This is a genomic window from Ventrimonas sp. (assembly GCF_048380235.1).
Lineage (GTDB): Bacteria > Bacillota > Clostridia > Lachnospirales > Lachnospiraceae > Brotaphodocola.
The window spans coordinates 21,711-42,075 of the sequence record NZ_DBFCCJ010000057.1; the positions used below are offsets into that span (position 1 = coordinate 21,711).

17 protein-coding genes and 1 pseudogene are annotated in these 20,365 nt (G+C 49.9%); 1 reads left to right on the plus strand and 17 read right to left on the minus strand.

Annotation, left to right across the window (positions count from 1 at the left end):
• Positions 1–119 precede the first annotated feature (119 nt).
• The 10 genes and pseudogenes from ACMP1L_RS09580 to ACMP1L_RS09625 all read right to left on the minus strand — a co-directional run bounded on the left by ACMP1L_RS09580 (position 120) and on the right by ACMP1L_RS09625 (position 12,713).
• Positions 120–1,574, minus strand: coding sequence for a sugar transferase (locus ACMP1L_RS09580; protein ID WP_418452869.1), 1,455 nt, complete (start codon positions 1,572–1,574; stop codon positions 120–122).
• Positions 1,575–1,605: 31 nt separating this feature from the next.
• Complete coding sequence (locus ACMP1L_RS09585; protein WP_418452870.1) at positions 1,606–2,433, minus strand: hypothetical protein; 828 nt, start codon at positions 2,431–2,433, stop codon at positions 1,606–1,608.
• 65 nt (positions 2,434–2,498) lie between these two features.
• Positions 2,499–3,590: an LCP family protein gene (locus ACMP1L_RS09590; RefSeq protein ID WP_418452871.1), complete on the minus strand. Its 1,092-nt coding sequence runs from the start codon at positions 3,588–3,590 to the stop codon at positions 2,499–2,501.
• 11 nt (positions 3,591–3,601) lie between these two features.
• Positions 3,602–4,402 carry a CpsD/CapB family tyrosine-protein kinase gene (locus ACMP1L_RS09595; RefSeq protein ID WP_177303534.1) on the minus strand — a complete coding sequence of 267 codons (801 nt, stop codon included), beginning with the start codon at positions 4,400–4,402 and terminating at the stop codon, positions 3,602–3,604.
• Positions 4,402–5,175, minus strand: a complete 774-nt coding sequence (locus ACMP1L_RS09600; protein ID WP_418452872.1) for a YveK family protein — start codon at positions 5,173–5,175, stop codon at positions 4,402–4,404. Before ACMP1L_RS09600 ends, ACMP1L_RS09595 begins: the two co-directional genes overlap by 1 nt.
• A 68-nt stretch (positions 5,176–5,243) precedes the next feature.
• Positions 5,244–5,951: a CpsB/CapC family capsule biosynthesis tyrosine phosphatase gene (locus ACMP1L_RS09605; protein ID WP_418452873.1), complete on the minus strand. Its 708-nt coding sequence runs from the start codon at positions 5,949–5,951 to the stop codon at positions 5,244–5,246.
• A gap of 372 nt (positions 5,952–6,323) precedes the next feature.
• Positions 6,324–6,854, minus strand: coding sequence for a hypothetical protein (locus ACMP1L_RS09610; RefSeq protein ID WP_177304063.1), 531 nt, complete (start codon positions 6,852–6,854; stop codon positions 6,324–6,326).
• Positions 6,851–7,867, minus strand: coding sequence for an AAA family ATPase (locus ACMP1L_RS09615; protein WP_177304064.1), 1,017 nt, complete (start codon positions 7,865–7,867; stop codon positions 6,851–6,853). The genes ACMP1L_RS09610 and ACMP1L_RS09615 overlap by 4 nt, the downstream gene beginning before the upstream one ends.
• A 560-nt stretch (positions 7,868–8,427) precedes the next feature.
• Positions 8,428–11,622, minus strand: a pseudogene (carB, locus tag ACMP1L_RS09620) (carbamoyl-phosphate synthase large subunit); the annotation flags it as partial.
• Positions 11,622–12,713: a carbamoyl phosphate synthase small subunit gene (locus ACMP1L_RS09625; protein ID WP_177304066.1), complete on the minus strand. Its 1,092-nt coding sequence runs from the start codon at positions 12,711–12,713 to the stop codon at positions 11,622–11,624. The gene ACMP1L_RS09625 and the pseudogene carB, both read right to left, overlap by 1 nt.
• Positions 12,714–12,989: 276 nt before the next feature.
• On the opposite strand from ACMP1L_RS09625, the gene ACMP1L_RS09630 reads away from it, so the two are divergent.
• Positions 12,990–14,264 (plus strand): peptidoglycan-binding protein, encoded by a 1,275-nt coding sequence (locus tag ACMP1L_RS09630; RefSeq protein ID WP_418452877.1) that lies wholly within the window; start codon positions 12,990–12,992, stop codon positions 14,262–14,264.
• A gap of 42 nt (positions 14,265–14,306) precedes the next feature.
• On the opposite strand, the gene hflX is transcribed toward ACMP1L_RS09630, so the two are convergent.
• The 7 genes from hflX to ACMP1L_RS09665 form a co-directional block, all read right to left on the minus strand.
• Positions 14,307–15,566 carry a GTPase HflX gene (hflX, locus tag ACMP1L_RS09635; protein WP_373243034.1) on the minus strand — a complete coding sequence of 420 codons (1,260 nt, stop codon included), beginning with the start codon at positions 15,564–15,566 and terminating at the stop codon, positions 14,307–14,309.
• 9 nt (positions 15,567–15,575) lie between these two features.
• Positions 15,576–16,331: a tetratricopeptide repeat protein gene (locus ACMP1L_RS09640; RefSeq protein WP_418452878.1), complete on the minus strand. Its 756-nt coding sequence runs from the start codon at positions 16,329–16,331 to the stop codon at positions 15,576–15,578.
• A gap of 5 nt (positions 16,332–16,336) precedes the next feature.
• Positions 16,337–16,771 carry a dUTP diphosphatase gene (locus ACMP1L_RS09645; protein ID WP_118731554.1) on the minus strand — a complete coding sequence of 145 codons (435 nt, stop codon included), beginning with the start codon at positions 16,769–16,771 and terminating at the stop codon, positions 16,337–16,339.
• Positions 16,752–17,459: an SMC-Scp complex subunit ScpB gene (gene scpB, locus ACMP1L_RS09650; RefSeq protein ID WP_418452880.1), complete on the minus strand. Its 708-nt coding sequence runs from the start codon at positions 17,457–17,459 to the stop codon at positions 16,752–16,754. The genes ACMP1L_RS09645 and scpB overlap by 20 nt, the downstream gene beginning before the upstream one ends.
• Positions 17,460–17,636: 177 nt before the next feature.
• Positions 17,637–18,800 (minus strand): RNA-guided endonuclease InsQ/TnpB family protein, encoded by a 1,164-nt coding sequence (locus ACMP1L_RS09655; protein WP_418452881.1) that lies wholly within the window; start codon positions 18,798–18,800, stop codon positions 17,637–17,639.
• Positions 18,748–19,407 carry an IS607 family transposase gene (locus ACMP1L_RS09660; RefSeq protein ID WP_418452882.1) on the minus strand — a complete coding sequence of 220 codons (660 nt, stop codon included), beginning with the start codon at positions 19,405–19,407 and terminating at the stop codon, positions 18,748–18,750. Before ACMP1L_RS09660 ends, ACMP1L_RS09655 begins: the two co-directional genes overlap by 53 nt.
• An 88-nt stretch (positions 19,408–19,495) precedes the next feature.
• Positions 19,496–20,296: a segregation and condensation protein A gene (locus tag ACMP1L_RS09665; RefSeq protein ID WP_418452883.1), complete on the minus strand. Its 801-nt coding sequence runs from the start codon at positions 20,294–20,296 to the stop codon at positions 19,496–19,498.
• Positions 20,297–20,365 lie beyond the last annotated feature (69 nt).

Here is a 20,365-nt window from a genome sequence, read left to right on the forward strand (position 1 = left end):
CTGTGTGCAGATTGTATTCTGCACACAGGCTTGTCCTCGAAGATTTTGTTCTGCATCTGCTTTGTATCCATTCCATACCCATACATCCCGACAGACGAAGATTAAAACCAAGGATAAGCCTACATTGCTCCATCTTTTTTGAATACCACCAATACAGTCTTGAGCAGGATTCGGATATCCAATCCCATAGTCCACTCTGCAATATACTTGGTATCCAGTTTTACTACATCTTCAAAATCTGTAATGTTGCTGCGACCGCTTACCTGCCACATGCCGGTTATGCCGGGCTTGGCTGCCAGTCTGGCGCGGTGGTGGAGATCATATTTCTCCCATTCATCCACGGTCGGCGGCCGGGTTCCCACCAGGCTCATATCCCCCTTTAAAACATTGAAAAACTGCGGAAATTCATCCAGGCTGAAATCGCGGATCAGGTTGCCGATTCCCTTTTTCATCGTACCGTCTTTGGTGATCTTACTTCCAATGATGCGCGGATCCCATTCCAGCTTGAACATCATGCCGTCCTTGACACGGTTCTGTTTCATCAGCTCTTTCTTGCGTTCCTCCGCGTCCATATACATGCTGCGGAATTTATACAATTTGAACTTCTTGCCATTCTTGCCGACCCGGGTCTGGGAAAAGAAAATGGGGCCCGGAGACTGTATGTAGATCAATGGTCCCAGAATGATGCAGAGGATTCCGGTGATGATGCATCCCACCAGGCCACCCAGAATGTCCATAGCCCGCTTTACAAACAACTGCCCTGCGGTAGCATAGTTGATGCTGGTCGTCAGCACAGTGTAGCAGCCCAGACGCTCCACAAACTTTTTCTCGCCAATCAGGTTGGAGGACTTTGCCATCTTCATATGTACGACAATGCCCATCTCCGTAAACTGGTTCATCAGCTGGTCCGGGTACGGCTCGGAGGAAGGAAGGTTAAAGAACACTTCATCGATCCATTCCCGGCAGGCATACTCTACAACGCTGTCCTTATCCGCAACCACCTCAACTCCGCCCTCCATCACAGTGCCGATCATATGCTCATCAAGCACGGCTACACCGGCTACACGGAACATCTGATAGTTGTAGCTTAAAATGTTATGGAGCACCGTTTTCAACATGTCCTTTGTCGTGATGATCAGAAGAGACCGGCTGTCACTGTTTGCCCGCGTAAGGATCAGATATTTTTTCCAGAAGATTCTCACAACATAGGTCAGGGCCAGATACAGGATTGCCATGCCGGAAAGTGTAAGCCGGGAAAATACCTCTCCCCGTTTGCTATAAAACAGGAAGAGGATTGCCAGCATGAATACCAGGATCACATGCTTCAGCGTTTTCGTAAATTCCTGGTAATAACCGCGCTTCAGCACATTTTTCAGTGTTGTAAAGAAGATAAAGACGCCGAGATCGATCCAGACCAGTGCCAGGGCAAGGTTTCGGTAATGCTCATTCAGATACGGAATACTGCCACCGGTTCTGATCGTGTAGGCGATCAGGAATGAACACTGAAGACACACAAGATCCAGCAGCATAAAATCCAGATGCTTGCTCCATCCCTGTGGATTTTTTTGATACATAGTTTCCCCCCTGGTTCTTTTGTACGGTTGCCTATCTGGTCAGCAGGACAATATATCCGGAACCGGTCAGGCTGATATTGACAATGCCGTTCTGGATGCTGATGATCGGAACTGCCACCTCTGTTCCATCCGGGCGGATGCAGACTGCTTTCATGTTCGCTGCATCAACCGGTGCCGCACTCCATTTTACCGGAACAACTCTGGTTTCATTGACTGCTACGCCGTTTTTCTCCATTGTGATTGAGATACTATCGCGTACGGTAAATCCGTCAATGCTTCCCTTCTGGGCAATTTCCTTTACCTTATCCTGCGCTGCCTGACTTAACGCAGCAAGGTCGCTTCCGTTCTCCTTTTTCTTAACGCCCACGGTAACTCCATCGATGACTGCATTTCCGGCTGCGTCGGCTGCGATCGTATTTCCGGCTGCATTGGTTTTGTTGGTTACAACGCCAAGGTAATATCCATCGGTTGTGGCGGTTGCGGTACTTGCATTGGTAGTTGCATTTCCGGCCGCATCGGTAGTCGTTTTGGTCGGGTTCTTGGTGGTATCGATCACCTGAGTAACTGTGTTATTTCCGACGGTTGTCGTTGGTGCAATGGTTCCACTGGTAATTGTGGTTGTAGTCTGACCGGAACCAGAATTATTATTCTGTGCAGTCTGACCCTGTCCTGCGGTAATAACAGTACTGGTAGACCCGCTGCTGGTTCCGTTACTGCTACCAGAGTTGGAACTAGAGCTGGAATCATCTCTGTCACTTTCGCTGTGAATGTACTTACTTGTGCTTGCACCAAATGTCATAACCGGCATAGCTGCCAGTGCACACACCATTCCTAAAATAACAAGTTTACGATTTTTCATAATGCATGTCCCCTTTCGTTGGTTATTGCTTTTATATTGTTTTCAGCGTTTTCGCTGGAAAGCTCTTACTGTTCTGAGTAAAACAGCTGCAGGATGACCTGGTCTAAGGCGTCCTGATCGACATAGTATTCGTCGTAGGTTTCCGTTGCAGTTCCGCTGCCCGGAGCAAAGCAGAAGCTGTCATCCGAAAAGCCGCTGCCCTGCAGGGCATCCAGTGCCACCTTCAGGTACTGGTCCTTTGGCATATTTGTGACCATATAGTCCTGGGTCAGGTCAAACAGGTCACTGATGATATTGCCGTTGCTTTTTGAGGTCTGCTGCACCGCCTCAAAAAAGCCGGAGATGTAAGCCTTCTGCTGGTCCATACGGTGAATGGCGGAGTTGTCAACGGTGGTATCGCGGTAGCGGACAAAGCGTTCCGCCTGAGCGCCCTGCAGGGTAACCTTCTCACCAAAGACAAAGGCCGGATCTGCCTGATCCATGCCAAGGGTGGGTACCGTGACGGTGACTCCGCCGACTGCATCGTTGAGAGCAGAGATCACGCTGGTGTCAGCCGCCATGTAATAGGGGATCGGAAAGCCCTCAAGTAGCTCCGATACCGCCTGTACGGTGTACTCGCAGCTTTTCTGGCGTCCATCGCCATAGGCATAGGACAGGCTTAAGTGGTCCAGGTCCATACCCAGTTCCGTTCCGTTCTTGTCGGACCAGGAGATGTCTGTTTTCATGATCGGCGTGATGGTATCGCGCGGGATCAGCAATATTTTGATCTGGTTCCGGGCGGTGTCCTGCGCCAGCAGAAAAATGCCGTCCGCCTGGCCGCCGTCTCCGGAAAGTGTGGTCTCTGTCATGGAGCCGCTCCGGTCCACGCCAATGCAGAGGATTGGCTTTACCGCAGTGTTTCTGCAGTAGGTTTTTCCCTGATAGGTGACAGTGCCCTCTTCCGGTCCGGCAAAAAGCCGGCCTTCCCGGGCCTCTTCTGTTTTCTCTGCGCGTTCGGCCTGCGCCTGGGCTTCCTGCCTGCGGCGCTCCGCGATCATGGCTTCAACCGCCCTTTTGTTGCGGTAGAGTCCGACGCTGTACCAGCCGCCTGCTGCCACTGCCAGGACGATGCCTCCGATGACTGCCCTGCGAAGCTTTCCCTGTTTGTCGCGTCTCATGCTAAAGACTCCTATCTGCCGGTTTTCAGCCTGCTGTAGCTGCTGTCCCGCTCTTTGATGTCTTCCGACTCGTAATGACCGTATTCGGATGCCCGGTAATAGCCGTCATAACGGCCATATTTCTTGTACTTTCCGTATTTTTTGTACTTGCCGTATTTGCGGTAGTAGCTGCCCGGGGTGGTTTCCACCTTGTTCAGTACCACGCCCAGGATACGGCAGCCGGAACGCTCCAACTGTTCCTTGACACGCTGCTCCAGACGGTAGCTGATGGCTCCGCTTTCAATGACCAGCACGACTCCGTCGCACTTTCTGGCCACAATGGCGCCATCGATCACGCTGCCGATCGGCGGAGTGTCCACGATCACATAATCGTAGTTTTCCCGGCCGTATGCCAGAAGCTCCGCGAACAGCTCCTCTTCCAGAAGCTCTGCCGGATTCGGCGCGTACGGACCGGCCAGCACCATGCTGAGATTCTCATAGTTGGTGTCATAGATGACATCCGCTAAAGCCTTCTGTCCGCTTAAGTACTGGGAAAGGCCATCCACCTTCTGCTTGAGCTGGAAGCGGGTTGCCAGAACAGATTTGCGGATATCGGCATCCACCAGAAGGACTTTTTTACCGATCTGGGCCAGGGCCGATGCGGTGGAAAAGGCAATATCGCTCTTTCCCTCATCCGGGACGGAGCTGGTAAACATGATGGTGTGGATATTGCTGCCGCAAAACTGCAGGTTGGTACGAAGCGTTTTCAGGGCTTCGTTGTATCCGTAATCATCCGTATTTTTGATCTGAATCTCAATACTCTGTCTGCCCATTACTTTCTCTCCTTTCCGCCAAATAACCGGCTGGTGCGAAGCGCCTTCGCGTTTTGCTTTGCCTTGCCTTCCTTTTTCTCCTCCTCACGGAGCGGAACGGAAGCCAGGACACTGAGTCCAAGATACTGGGCTACGTCCTCCTCTGTCTGAACGGTGTCATTTAACAGGGTTTCCAAAACGGTGATGCCGCATACAAGGACCGCGCCAAGCAGTGCGCCGAGAACCGCGTTTTTCGCGTTGCTCGGGCTGGTCTTGTGGTCTGCCACAACAGCCCGCTCAATGATTTTCGGCGGGATCATCTCCATGATATTGCCGATGTAGCGGGAGGAAACCTCTGCCACGTTATCTGCGATATCTCTGGCAAGCACCGGATCCGGACTGGTTACGGAAATCGTCAGGATACGGGTATCTGCCGGGTTGTTTGTCTGGATGCAGCTACGAAGCTGTTCGTAGCTCATGTCCAGCTTCAGGTTCGCGATCACATCCTCCATAACCGGACGGCTTGTCACTACAACGGAATAGTCCTTCGTCAGCTGGCTGCCTATCTGCAGGTCAGCAAGGGAAGTCAGCGTTGTTTCCTTAGATAAGATATATACCATTGTCTGGGAGGTATACTGCGGAGTCAGCAAAAGCTTACTTCCGGCTCCGGCAATCCCGCCGAACAGTATCATGGCTGCCAGAATGGCCAGCCAGCGCTGCCGCAGTGCCTGGAACAGCTGGAGAAGGTCAATCTCGTCGTCGTTGTTATCTCGTCTGTTGATTTCGTTATTCATTTGTCTGTTTTCCTTATAAAATGTTTCTTGTCTTTCGGGTTAAAAAGATTAGTCTGCTAAGATGACGTTTATAGCTGAATGAGCTTTTCCGGGTTGGTCCGGGTAAGCTTCTCAAGATATTCCGGGCTGGTGTTTTTCTTAAGCCAGTGAATGGCCTCCCGGATTTCAGGCGGACGGTAACTCATGCGGTGCATGTCCGTTCCAAGAAGGTCGATCTGCTCTTTTCGGATCTGCGTGCGGCACCAGCGCACATCAGGCTGGATTGCCAGCCCTTTCAGGCTGTCATAGTTCATCTGGAGCATGCATCCAATGGCCTTTAATTCCTCCAGTGAATGCTTCCGCATGCAGGCGTAGCGTTCCACATGCGCCACCACCGGCACATAACCGCAGGCGCTGATATTTCGAAGTCCCTGAAACATGCGGCTATACGCAACGTCCGGAGAAAACTCTATGAGCACATGTCTGCCGCTTTCATAGGGGATCGCATGTCCGTGCCGCAGGCTTTCCAGAAGCTCGTCGTGATAATAGGTTTCCTGGCCAAGCCAGAGTGAAAAGCCGGGAATACTTTTTGCAACGTATTGCTTCAGCTCTTCGAAGCGGTCCTGATAGACCTGCCTGCTCTTTTGCCTGCTGTAATGCGGGGTGGCAATGACTCCGCATATTCCCTGCTCCGCCGCGTGCTTTAAAAGCCGTATGGATTCTCCCATGGAACGGGAACCGTCATCCACTCCCGGAATAATGTGGGCGTGTACATCGATGATCCCGTGCTCATTCATAGAATGTCTGATACATTGAACGCATGTATCCCCCCTTTTCCTGCCTGCCAGGCAGAAAGCCTGTTATATTTCCGGCAGAATCATAATGATAGAATTTTTTCCCATCATGGTAGTTATTCTATCTCGCATGCCGTTTTTTGTCAATTTAGTGGCATCCTTGCGCTATTTTTTGTCGAAATATGCGATTTAATGTTATTCTATACATATAGTCTCAGATCATTTTACCCCCCCCCACGCATTTTTGGTGATTTAGCACAAGGGTTTCCGGATACTATGTAAATTATGCATAAAAAACAAGAACAAGGCAGTCAAATTTTCTGTTCAAATGCCTTGTTCTTTTTTTGATGCAGTAAGATATATTTTTGTTAGAACTCAATTACTTCCTGGCACTAACAGGCCTAACTCTTCTGCCATTTTTTCATTCAAAACAACCACTTCTGCCTTCCACAGCTTTTTCCAACGTTTTAAACGAGTTTCCAATTCTACCTGCGGCCCTTTCAGCCATTCCGCATTTTCGGCTGTTTTGATTACAAGAACGAATTTTATCTTGATTCCTGAATAATCACCAATCTCCTTTATCTTTCTTCCCATTCCAGTTGTATCTAAGTTTTTTCGCACAGCGGAAGCAAGCACCATTTGCAAGGAATCAATGAATTTGTCCGTAACTTTACAATAAAATTTTTCAAAGTCCGCCTGTTTATCCTCTGTTTCATTGCGATTTGCTGCATTAGGGCATGAGGTTTTCGCCTCTACAAATAAAAGACAATTATTTTTCCTTAATAGCACAAATTCTACAGTCCTTGTTCCAGAAGGAAAAGATAAATGAAGTTCTGAATTTTCTATTTGGAATACACGTTCCGGAGCATAATCTCCAAAATTCATCTCTGATTCGTTTATAATCAAGTCAGCGCCACTCCTATCTCTTCTCTGTACAGCTGGCGAAATGTTGATAAAATAGCATTGTGATCCAGTGCTGCAAATTCATCTGCTTTTTCGCACTCTATCATACCATCCTCTTCTTCTCTATAAAAAGAATAAAATGACACAACATCTGACTCGCAGCGTTTCACCTCCAGATATCTGGTCAGAAAATAATCATGTGTTGAAACGAACACCTGAACGCCATCGCGCTGCAGCATAAGCAGCATTTCCGCAATTACCGGGATATGGATTGGATTAATATTGGCTTCAGGCTCATCCCAAAATAAAACAGAACCTTTTTCCAATGTTCCATTCTTGATCAGCTGCCACAAAAGTGCAATTTTCCGAATACCTTCCGCCACAAGATTAAATTCGATTTTTGCCTGATTTCCTGGTTTTAAATAAAATCGATCTTCTTCCACAAACACTTTACCCTTGTTGATTTTCTGTAGTTTGTCCAAATATTTTTTCTTTCTTGCACTGTCTTTTCCTACAGAAATATCAACACGTGCTGAAGCGATGATATCCAAATATGTATCATCAAATTCAATATTTCCTCTTGAAGCTGCCTCATGAAGATTGTAGGCATTAGAAAGAATTTCCTTAGCCGGAATAAACACGCTCTCTAACCCATCATTTTGGCGTTCCCATGCTTCTTCGTTTTTTACAATGGCATCCCATCTTCTCGTTTGTGTGGTAAAAGACATGGCAATGGAGGAATTTTCTGTTTGAATTTTCACATTAGCTGAGCCTCCCGCATTTTTCCGGCGTACCAGACGCTGAATGCTGGATTTATCTGGATAAAACACTCTTACCGTTTTATTTGAAAATGACACATCATGTTTCGCAGCTCGGCAGGCACTGTACAAAAGCTTCATAACATGGGTCTTCCCCATACCATTTTCTCCAATAAACACATTAATTCCTGTTGTAAAATCAACACTTAGTTTTTCAAACACAGTAAAATTTTCCAACTGAATTTTCTTAATTGACATGCTAATCTCCATTCACTGTTTAATACGTACACACACGTATTGTACCATGATTTCGATGCGCTAACAACTCTCGAATTGGAAATTTCCAAACACATCTGAAATGTAAAAGAAGCCGCCCCAACACATGGAACCGGCTTCTCTTATACTATTTAGAACTCAATCACTTCCGGTCCGTGTGTAAACGCGGAAATGGTTGCTTTTGCGTGTTTGAAATAGAATACCTCGGTGTTTCCGTCATCCTCGGAGTACATGCTCCGTAAGGTCGGGTATGCATTCAGCATAGACTCCCGGGCTGCTCTGCTGTCATCCTCTACCAGCTCGCCCGCTACGCGGATCCACTCACCATCCTTGAATGCCGTGAGCTCTGCCTTCGGGTTTGCATGCAGCTGCTTGGAAACATCCTTCACCTTTCCGGTCTGGATGTAGAGTCTGCCCTCGTAGATATGCGCGGTGCCGAACGGGCGTACGCGCGGCTGATCGCCCTCTGTGGTTGCCAGGTAGTAGGTGCCTGCATCCTGCAGGAATTTCTCTACGCGCTCAATGCCGCTGTAGGTTACCGGCTTCACCTTTGCGATGTCGATCAGGGTCAGCTCCTTCGCGCGGTTTTCAAGGCTGGTTGCCAGGGCTGCTGCGGTGTCAAGGCTTGTGAGCACATGCACGCCGGTCTCGATGGCGTTACGGCGGATGACAAATCCGTCGCGGCTTCTCTCTGCGCCCTGCTGCGGAATATCGATGACCAAATCGATCTCATGACCCAGGATCAGGTCCATGATGTTCGGGGATTCCTGCTCAAGCTTGCGCACGGTCAGGGCCTTCACGCCGTTCTCATTTAAGTACTTCGCGGTGCCGCGGGTGGCAAAGATCTTGTAGCCGACGTTCTGGAAGCGTTTTGCGATCGGAACCACGTTTTCCTTCTCGGAATCGCGGACGGTGATAATCATGTTTTTGTGCTTCGGCAGCTTCAGTCCTGCGCCCTCAAAGGCCTTGTACAGTGCCTCGTTGAAGGTATTTGCGATACCCAGACACTCACCGGTGGATTTCATCTCCGGTCCAAGGCTGATATCCGCGCCGCGGATCTTCTCAAAGGAGAATACCGGCATCTTGATGGCGATGTAGTCTGCCTTCTTCTGCAGACCCGGCTCGTAGCCAAGCTCCTTTAAGGTATGTCCACAGATCACCTGAGTTGCCAGCGGTACGATCGGGATTCCGGTTACCTTGCTGATGTACGGCACGGTTCTGGAGGAACGTGGGTTTACCTCGATGATGTAAACCTCGCCGTCTGACACGATGAACTGGATGTTGATCATGCCCCTGACATGAAGGGCCCGGGCCAGCTTTTCGGTGTAATCTACAAGCTTTGCCTCGACCGCGGGTGTGATGCTCGGTGCCGGGTATACGGAGATACTGTCGCCAGAGTGAACGCCGGTGCGCTCAATGTGCTCCATGATACCAGGGATCAGGATGTCGGTACCGTCACATACGGCATCGACCTCGATCTCCTTACCGACAATGTATTTGTCGACGAGGATCGGATGATCCTGGGCGATCTGGTTGATGATGCCGATGAACTCGTCAATATCGTTGTCGCTGATGCAGATCTGCATGCCCTGGCCGCCCAGAACGTAGGACGGTCTTACCAGAACCGGATAGCCCAGGTCGTTGGCTGCCTTCTTTGCCTCTTCCGCGGTGAATACAGTATGGCCTGCCGGTCTCGGGATCTGGCATTTTTCCAGGATCTCATCAAAGAGCTCACGGTCCTCGGCTGCATCCACATCCTCTGCCGCGGTACCAAGGATCGGCACGCCCATCTTCATGAGGGATTCAGTCAGCTTGATCGCGGTCTGTCCGCCGAACTGTACAACTGCGCCGTCCGGCTTTTCAATGTCGACGATGCTTTCCACATCCTCCGGGGTCAGCGGCTCAAAATACAGCTTATCCGCGATATCGAAGTCGGTACTTACGGTCTCCGGGTTGTTGTTGACGATGATGGTCTCATAGCCTTCCTTGGAAAAGGCCCAGGTGCTGTGTACGGAACAGAAGTCGAACTCGATACCCTGGCCGATACGAATCGGGCCGGAGCCGAGAACCAGAACCTTTTTCTTTGCATGCTCCTCTTCTACCTCGCTGATGCCGTCAAAGCAGGAGTAGTAATACGGTGTCTCAGCCGCGAACTCTGCCGCGCAGGTATCTACCATCTTGTAAGCGGCGCGGATATTGTTTGCATGGCGCATGGACTTGATCTCATCCTGGCTCACGCCGGTCAGTCTGGAAATGACATTGTCCGGGAACTCGATGCGCTTTGCTTCCTTTAAGAGCTCCGGAGTCAGCGGGCCGTTCTTTAAGGCATTCTCCATCTCCACGATGATGGCCAGCTTGTCAATAAACCAGTGGTCGATCTTGGTGATGGCATGAATTTCTTCATAGGAAATGCCGCGGCGCAGCGCTTCCGCAATGACCCAGATACGGCGGTCATCGACTACGTGCAGCTGATCGATCAGCTCGTCATGGCTCAGTCCGGTAAAGTCGTAGGAAAGCAGGCAATCTACATGCTGCTCCAGGGAACGGATAGCCTTCATGAGAGCGCCCTCGAAGTTGGTGCAGATGCTCATGACCTCACCGGTTGCCTTCATCTGGGTTCCCAGGGTACGCTTTGCGCTGATGAATTTATCGAACGGAAGTCTCGGCATCTTGACTACGCAGTAGTCTAACATCGGCTCGAAGCTTGCGTAGGTTTTCTTGGTAACGGCATTTTTGATCTCGTCGAGGGTGTAGCCCAGGGCGATCTTTGCTGCTACCTTTGCGATCGGGTATCCGGTTGCCTTGGAGGCCAGCGCGGAGGAACGGCTCACACGCGGGTTTACCTCGATAACACAGTACTCAAAGCTGGTCGGGTGCAGGGCGTACTGTACGTTGCAGCCGCCGGTGATGCCCAGCTCGCTGATGATGTTTAACGCGGAGGTACGCAGCATCTGGTACTCCTTGTCGCCCAGAGTCTGGGACGGAGCCACTACGATGCTGTCGCCGGTATGGACGCCGACCGGGTCCAGGTTTTCCATGTTGCAGACGGTGATCACGTTGCCTGCGCTGTCGCGCATTACCTCGTACTCGATCTCCTTCCAGCCTGCGATGCAGCGCTCTACCAGAACCTGACCTACACGAGAAAGACGCAGGCCGTTTTCCAGGATCTCACGGCACTGCTCCGGGTTCTCGGCAATACCGCCGCCGCTTCCGCCCAGGGTGTATGCCGGACGAAGCACGATCGGGTAACCGATCTTGTCTGCGATGCGCAGACCATCCTCTACGTTCTCGATGATGTCAGACGGAGCAACCGGCTCGCCGATCTTCTCCATGGTCTCCTTGAACATCTCACGGTCCTCGGCCTTTTTGATGGTCAGCGCGGTGGTACCGATGAGGCGGACGTTATTTTCTTTTAAGAAGCCTGCCTCCTCGAGCTCCATGGCAAGGTTTAAGCCTGCCTGGCCGCCCAGGGTCGGAAGCACGCTGTCCGGTTTTTCTTTTTTGATGAGCTGTTCTACCACTTCCAGGGTCAGCGGCTCAATGTATACGCGGTCTGCAATGTCTTTATCGGTCATAATGGTTGCCGGGTTGGAGTTTAACAGAACAACCTCGATGCCCTCTTCCTTTAAGGAACGGCAGGCCTGGGTTCCGGCGTAGTCAAATTCAGCTGCCTGGCCGATGACGATCGGGCCGGAGCCAAGCACGAGTACTTTCTTAATATCAGGATTCTTTGGCATTAGTGATTTCCTCCCATCATGTTAATAAAGCGGTCGAACAGGTAAGCGGAGTCCTGCGGTCCCGGGCAGGCTTCCGGATGGTACTGCACGGTGAAGATGTTCTTTCCGACGTATTTGAGGCCTTCGTTGGTTCCGTCGTTGACATTGGTGAATGCCGGTACGGCAACGGCCGGGTCCAGGCTCTCCGGATCCACTGCGTAGCCGTGGTTCTGGGATGAGATGATGGCGCGTCCGGTCTCTGCATCCTTAACCGGATGGTTGCCGCCGCGGTGGCCGTATTTTAATTTGAAGGTGTCGGCTCCGGTTGCCAGTGCCATAAGCTGGTGTCCAAGGCAGATTGCAAAGATCGGCACATCGGACTCGTACAGCTTGCGGATTTCTTTGATGATCTCAACGTTTTCCTTCGGATCTCCCGGGCCGTTGGACAGCATGATGCCATCCGGGCTGGATGCGAGGATTTCTTCTGCAGTTGTATCACAGGGATAAATGGTGACTTCGCAGCCACGCTGTGCCAGGGAACGGGCGATGTTGCGCTTTGCTCCAAGATCGAGAAGCGCTACTTTTTTGATCGGCTTCTCAAATGCATCGGACGCCGGAAGGATATACTTTTCTTTGCAGGAGGTTTTCTTAACCACTCCGGTCACGGTGTATGCATGCATGCGGGCGATTGGGTCGGTCAAATCATCATACTCTCTGGTGGTGATCATGCCGTTCATGGTGCCCTTCTCACGTAAAATCTTGGTGAGCGCACGGGTATCTACGCCGCTAATTCCCGGGATGTCATATTTCTCGAGGAAATTCTGAATGGTATCCTCACTGCGGAAATTGCTTGGAATGCGGGACAGCTCGCGGACAATATATCCGTCCGGCCATGGTCTGTCAGACTCCATATCCTCATAACAAATACCATAGTTGCCGATCAGCGGGTAAGTCATAACGACGGCCTGTCCTGCGTAAGACGGGTCGGTCAGAACCTCCAGATAACCGGTCATAGAGGTATTGAATACGATTTCGCTGATGACCTCGCGGGTAGAACCGATGCTGGTTCCCTCGAACACGGTGCCATCTTCCAGAATAAGAAATGCTTTCATGGGGGAGTACCTATCCTTTCTTTCATCCGTATTATTTATAGGTTGATTTTTGGGGGACTCGCAAGGAATTGCATCACAATATTGTATACACTGACGTCCGCCCAAATTGATAGAATTATACATGATATACCAATGTTATGCAAGCTGATTTATTTTTATACTTTCTTATTTTTTGTTATGGCAGTTTTGTGATTTTTTCCGTCACAGCGCACCTTTTTCTATTTCTTCGCATATCCTGTCATGATAAGCGATTTTTCATTTTTAAGGAGTCCTCCTATGCCCGCAAGCATCCGCAGTATCCCGGGAAAGCTGTCCTCAAGCGGCCTTCTCCAGGTCTATGTTGTCAATGTCCAGAATAACTTTCCGATCCAGAACGCCAGAGTTATCATCACCCGTTCCGGTGAGCCTTCTGCTTCGCCGGAGCAGCTTACCACCAATGCCTCCGGCCAGACCGGGGAGGTCAGCCTTGCAGCGCCTCCGTTAGAATACAGTCTGCGCCCGGATGAAAACCGGCCCTATGCCGATTACAACATTACCGTGGAGGCACCGGGCTTTCGGTCGGCCACGATCGAAGGGACCGAGGTGCTGCCTGAGGTCACCGCCATCCAGCCGGTACGGCTGGAGCCGGAAAGCGACAGCATGCCCGAGGAGAATCCTATTGTGATCCCGGAGCATACCCTGTACGGCAGTTATCCGCCCAAGATCGCGGAGACCGAGATCCAGCCGGTTAAGGAAAGCGGCGAGATCGTGTTAAGCCGCGTGGTGGTCCCCCAGACCATCGTGGTCCATGACGGGCCGCCCACAGCAAATGCCAGGGATTATTACGTGCCCTACCGGGATTACATCAAAAATGTGGCCTCCAGCGAGATCTACGCCACCTGGCCCCAGGCTTCCATCACAGCCAATGTCCTGGCCATCATGAGTTTTACGCTGAATCGGGTCTACACAGAGCATTACAGGAACCGCGGCTATGACTTTACCATTACCTCCTCCACGGCCTTTGACCATAAGTGGATCCCCGGACGCAATATTTATGAAAGCATCTCCGTCATTGTGGATGAGATTTTTGACAACTACCTGTCCCGCCCGGGCGTACGCCAGCCCATCCTGACCCAGTACTGTGACGGCAGGCAGGTGCAGTGTCTGAATCGGGGCTGGATGACCCAGTGGGGCTCCTGCTCCCTGGGAGAGCGCGGCTACAGTCCCATTGAGATCCTGCGCCATTATTATGGGGACAGTCTGTATATTAACACGGCAGAGGAGATTGCCGGGATTCCGTCCTCCTGGCCCGGCTATGACTTAACGATCGGCGCCTCCGGCCAGAAGGTCCGGCAGCTTCAGGAGCAGCTGGATGCGATCGCCACAGTCTACACCGCCATCCCGCGCGTTGCGGCAGACGGCATCTACGGACCGGCCACCGCCGCTGCCGTGCGGGAGTTCCAGTCCATCTTCGGCCTGCCCCCGACCGGCGTCACGGATTTTGCGACGTGGTATAAGGTCTCGCATATCTATGTGGCCGTGTCAGGGATCGGAGAGCTGTATGGGGCATAAAGCAAAGGAGGACCCGGTATAACCGGATCCTCCTTAATGGATTTAATGATCTGTCACGATCAGACTTCCGAACAGCTCTGCCGGAACATATGCCTTCACAGCAATCCCGTCTGCCTGATATTCCTCGCTCAAAAGCTCACCGTACTTGCGGATGGTCTGGATCTTGCCTGCCTCCTGGTAGGAGAATACACGCTCCAGATAGACCTTCTGGCTGCGCAGGATCTGTTCTAACGTATCTAACAGTTCCGGCAGACCTGCTCCGGTCTTTGCGGAGATCTGTACCTGATAGTCAGACTGGAGATCTCTCGGGAACTCGCCGTCTTCCTTCTGATCGATCTTGTTGAACACGGTGACGATGATCTTGTCCTCCACCTTCAGCTCCCGCAGAGTCTCGTACACCACATGCATCTGCATATCCATGTTTGGATTGGAGCAATCCACCACATGCAGGATGATGTCACTGTACTTTGCTTCCTCCAGGGTACTCTTAAATGCCTCGATCAGATGATGCGGCAGCTTGCGGATAAAGCCGACCGTATCTGTCAGCATGATCTGCTGCCCGCTCTCCAGCTCCAGATTGCGGGTGGTGGGATCCAGGGTTGCGAAAAGCTTGTCCTCTGCCAGAATGCCTGCATCGGTCAGACGGTTTAACAGGGTAGATTTGCCCGCGTTGGTGTAGCCGACGATCGCTGCCACCGGAGTGTGGGCCTTCTCGCGCTGTTTGCGGATCACGTCACGGTGACGTTTTACCTCCTCCAGCTCCGATTTTAACTGTCCGATGCGCTCATGGATGAGACGGCGGTCCATCTCCAGCTTTTTCTCACCCGGTCCTCTGGTACCGATACCGCCGCCAAGACGGGACAGGGAGCTTCGCAGGCCCACCAGCCTTGCGGCGCGGTATTTTAACTGCGCCAGCTCTACCTGGATCTTACCTTCACTGGTGGTTGCGCGGGACGCGAAAATATCAAGAATGACCATAGTACGGTCCATGACCTTGGTATCCAGCGCATCCTCCAGGTTTCGAAGCTGCGCCGGAGAAAGCTCATCGTCACAGACTACGCCGGTGGCCTGAAGTTCCCAGATGCGTTCCCGGACTTCATCAATTTTTCCCTTGCCGAGATAAGTGCCGGGATGAATGCGCTCGCGGTTCTGGATCATTTTGTCTGCGGTAATGCCGCCTGCGGTCTTTACCAGCTCTTCCAGCTCGTCCAGGGAGGCACGGGTGTCGTCTTCATCGTCCGTGCTGACGGCAATGAGAATGACCCGCTCCTCCAGTTCTTTCATATCAAATAATTCTGCCATATATTTCTCCTAATGGTTGCCCTGACGGGTTTTTAAAAATGCCAGCTCCCGGGCTGCGTTTCCTTCTGCTGTGTATTTCTGGTCGTAGCTTTCCAGGATCTCCAGGGCTTTTTTGTAGTCGCCCTTATATTCCCAGGCCACCGCCTGATTAAAGGTCAGCTCTTCCCGTCCCACATCGTCTGCGCCCGCTTCTGCAAGACCGGTGTCGATGGTGCTTAAGGCTTCGTCATACTGACCGGCATTGATCTGATCCCTTGCGATGCGGCTGTATACCTGCCCCAGGATCACGCCAAGGCTCTTTGCGCGGTCATAATCTCCCGTCTCCAACAGGCAGAGGGAAAGGCCGGTCTTACAGGCTTCATTGCTCTCATCCTTTGCGTAAAGCGTCTCGTAGGAGGCAAGCGCAGACTGATAATCTCCGCTTCTGTACTGAGCCTCTGCCCGGTATAAAAGCATCTGGCTTTCAAAGGCACCGATGCGGCCATGAGCCAGCGCAATGGCGTCATCAAAGGCTGTGACAGCCTGGGCATAATCCTGGCTTTCCAGATACGCAAGGCCCTGCTCTGCATATTCCTGACGCTGCCCGCGAAGCCATGCCTGGCGTGCGCCGCAGGCTCCGCCTCCGGCAAGCAGCACCACGGCTACAAAAGCAGCCATCATCCGGCGGCGGCGCCTTATGCGCTGTCTGCGGCGACGTGCGATCTGCCTTGCACGCACCGGAGAGTAGGCACTTGTGCGCCGTTCTGTGTTCTGTCTCTTCTCCATGTTCCTTACCTTCTTCCGGTACTTCCGATACCGCCCCGGTCCTCATGATCCAGGGAATCGGTTTCTTCGAATAAGATAGCAGGCTGATGCTCCATAATGCGGAACTGGCAGATGCGGTCTCCCCTGCTGATCTTTGTGTCGCGGAGCGCATAGGCCGGGAAGAACCACTGGTCGTTGTCTCCGCAGTAGCTTTCATCGATGACTCCCATATGGTTGGTCTGGATGATACCGAAGTTTTTGTAGGTGCTGCTTCGCGGAACCACGTGGGCCTCATAGCCCTTTGGCAGCTCCATGGCAACGCCAAGCGGCACCAGCTTAAACTCACCGGCCTTCAGCTCTACATCCTCTGCTGCCCGAAGGTCAATCCAGTCGGATTTACCGTCAATATAGGTTAATTTTTCCATATCGTCGTGAAAATATTTAATTCTGATCTTCTGCATGCTCTGATTCCTCTTTTTCTTCGTATTCTTCTATATCTTCATTGCGCTCTTTCAGCACTTCCCCGACTGCGTCTGACATAGAGACCGGATTGCTGCCATCTTCTTCCTGCGCGCCAAGCCTCATCTGCAGCTCCTCTTCTACCTCCTGGATGATTTCCTCCTCCTGTTCCGGGTTCATGGTAGGAAGATCCACCATGGAGCTGACGCCGAACCGGCGCAGAAACTCTTCTGTAGTCGCAAACAATGCCGGACGTCCCGGAGCGTCCAGTCTTCCCGCCTCATACACCAGTCCGTATTCCACCAGACGGTTTACCGCATGGTCGGAATTGACACCGCGGATCTTGCCGATCTCCATCTTGGTCACCGGCTGCCGGTAGGCGATAATGGACAGCGTCTCCATGATGACGTCTGTCAGCACATGCTTTTTCGGGGCTGCCGCCACCCGGATCAGGTTCTCATAATAATCTGCGCAGGTGCACATCTGGTAGGCGTTTTCCAGCTCCAGAATCCGCATGCCGCGCTTTTCTTCCTCGCAGCGCTTCTGCAGATGTAAAACCACGCGCTTCGCAATCTCTTCGCTCTGGCCGATAGCCACAGCCAGCTGTTTTAGCTCCACAGATCTGCCCATGGTAAACAGAACCGCTTCGATGATTGCTTCCCATTCCTTTTCATCATATAAATTGCCCATATCTTCTATCCGTTACTGAAAACTTATAAAAAGTTATAAACTTCCATGTTTCATTCCTACTTCAACGAGTATGCTTTTGATAATATAAATATCTATCTACTCACAGGTTCTTGTACTCTCCATAGGCGTAAATTCCGGACTAACGTATCCGTACATATTTGCATTAACGTTTCAGTGTTAGCTTGCAAATCGTTCTCCATAAGCCTTGAGATTTATAGATGCCTGGAAATCTCTGTCAATCATATTCCCACATTCACATCTATAAACCCTGTCAGATAACTTCAAATCTTTTTTGATGTTTCCACAGCAGCTACAAAGCTTTGATGATGGATAAAACCGATCAGCCACAATAAGCTGAATCCCTTTATCATTGCATTTGTATTCAAGCTGTTTTCTAAACCAAAAAAATCCTTGTTCCTGTACTGCTTTGGATAAATGTCTATTTTTCATCATTCCGCTGATATTCAGATTTTCAATACAAATAAATCTTGGCTTTCGATTTACGATCTCAGATATGGTCTGATTCAAATAGTTTTTACGGATGTTTGTTAATCTGTGATTTCGTTTTAATAAAAGTTTTTCCTTTTTGATTACATTATTTGTTTTACAGTAACTTTCCCCTTTCTTATTTTTCTCGTAAGAACGAGAGATACTACGCTGTAATCTGCGTTTCTGTTTTTCTAGTTTCTTTACTTTCTGACTCTTATTGATGTTCTTATACTTAACGGCATCAGAGCAGACTGCCAAATCTTTAATTCCTAAGTCTATACCGACTCCATCATCATTAAGTATTTCCTTGCAATCAGGAAATTCCACACATACACTGATCCACCAGTTCAAGCCGTCAAAGGATATTCTCGGATTCATATATTTAGCATCTGTCGGAATGCGTCCATGTTCTGCAAGTTTTACCCAATTCAATTTTTGCTTATTTGCTTTTCTACTGGAAGAAAAACCTTCAAATTTAACGTGGGTATTGCTGAATTGTATCTTAACGTTGTCCTGATAGAACTTCGGCATTGATCTCTTTCTGGACTTGAATCTTGGGAATTTTTGCAAACCTTTGAAAAAATTCTTATACGCAGTGCAGGCATCTTTGATTGCCTGTTTGGTTACATTATTTGAAATATTTAATAACCATGCGTATTCATCAGAATGTCTAAGCTTTGTAAATTCTTTTCTGAGTTCTGAATCTGAAATGAATTTGCCACCTTTTTCGTAGCTTTCTTTTTCCCTGACCAAAGCCCAGTTATAAGCAAATCTTGAAGCTCCTGCGTACTGAAACATCTTAGTTTTCTGTACGTTGTTTGGTATCAACATTACTTTTATGGCTTTTACCATCTGTTTCCTCCTGTATCAATTCTCGGATAAGTTTCTTAGCTTTGTTCGCTCGTTTTCCTTGTAATTTGCAACTGAATACTGTGATTATTTGAACCAAATCTTCAACAAGTTCCTGCTGTTCAGATTTTTCAGTATTATCAATAATCTCAATCTCACAATTATAAAGTGAAGCAATATATTCTATCAACTCAAAACCAAATCGCAATAGCCTATCTTTATATAAAACAACAACCTTTTCAACCTGATTTTGAGAGATTCGTCTGATCAATTCCTGAAGCCCTTTTTTCTTATAATTGATTCCAGAACCGATATCACTTATTATCTCAAACGGCTGCCCTTTTGCTAGAAGATATGTCTTGACATTATCAATCTGTCGTTCCAAATCATCTTTTTGTTTATAGCTGGAAACGCGACAATATCCAATTGTAATGCGATTTTTAGGCTTTACATTTATTACTTGGTTGAGTTGTTCATCGGAATAATATCTATAGCCACTGACTGCAGTATGATGCGGATGAAGTTTTCCATTGGCATCCCAATTTCGTAATGTCTGAGCAGATACGCCTATAATTTTTGAAAATTCATGTATAGAATAATATTTACTCAAAGTATCAACTCCTTTCAATAAAATTCCACTCTAATATCTTATAAAACTCAACACCAAATTATATGATTTTATAATTTATATTTAACTGTTAACCACCTTCCAGGCCGCTTAAGTCTTCCAGCTCCAGCTCGCCCTCTTCGCCTTCCTGTTCCAGTGTCTCGATCCACATATCATCAAAGGTATACTCCTGGGTCAGATGGATCTTGCCGATCTTCATCAGCTCCAGAATGGCCAGAAACGCAACGACCACTTCTACCTTATCTGCCTGCCGCTCCAGCATCTGCCGGAAGCTGAATTTCCGGTGCTTTCTGGCGTAATGCATGACATCCATGATCTTGGCTTCCAGACTGACAGGCTCCCGCCTGATGGTTCCGAATTTGCTTCGGATCGGGTCAACCTTTTCCTTCTGGCGACGCATGATGGAATCAAAGATCCGCTGCAGCTTTGCCAGGGTCAGGCCGTCTAACAGCTGGTCCAGATCCACCGGCGGCTCGTACTTTGCAACCTCTTTCGGCACGGTCGGCACTTTAAACAGCACATCTCCCGCCGCGTCTTCCATATCGGCCAGTTCCTGTGCCATAAGCTTGTATTTTTTGTATTCCAGGAGCCTTGCCACCAGCTCTGCTCTCGGGTCTTCCTCTTCCCCTTCTTCTGTTTCCGGTACCGGAAGCAGCATGCGGGATTTGATATCCAGCAGCGTGGCTGCCATGACCAGGAAATCGCTGACAATGTTTAAGTCTTCTTTTTCCATCTGGTTCACATAGTCCAGATACTGCTTTGTGATCTCCACGATGGGGATATCGTAAATATCTACTTTATTTTTTTCGATCAGGTGTAAAAGAAGGTCCAGCGGGCCTTCAAACTTTTCCAGCTTATATGAAATTGCCATGTTCTGTTCCCAAATTCCTCCCGGATCCGGCTGTTCTTTTGATACTCACGCCTGCCTTCCGGCAGACGG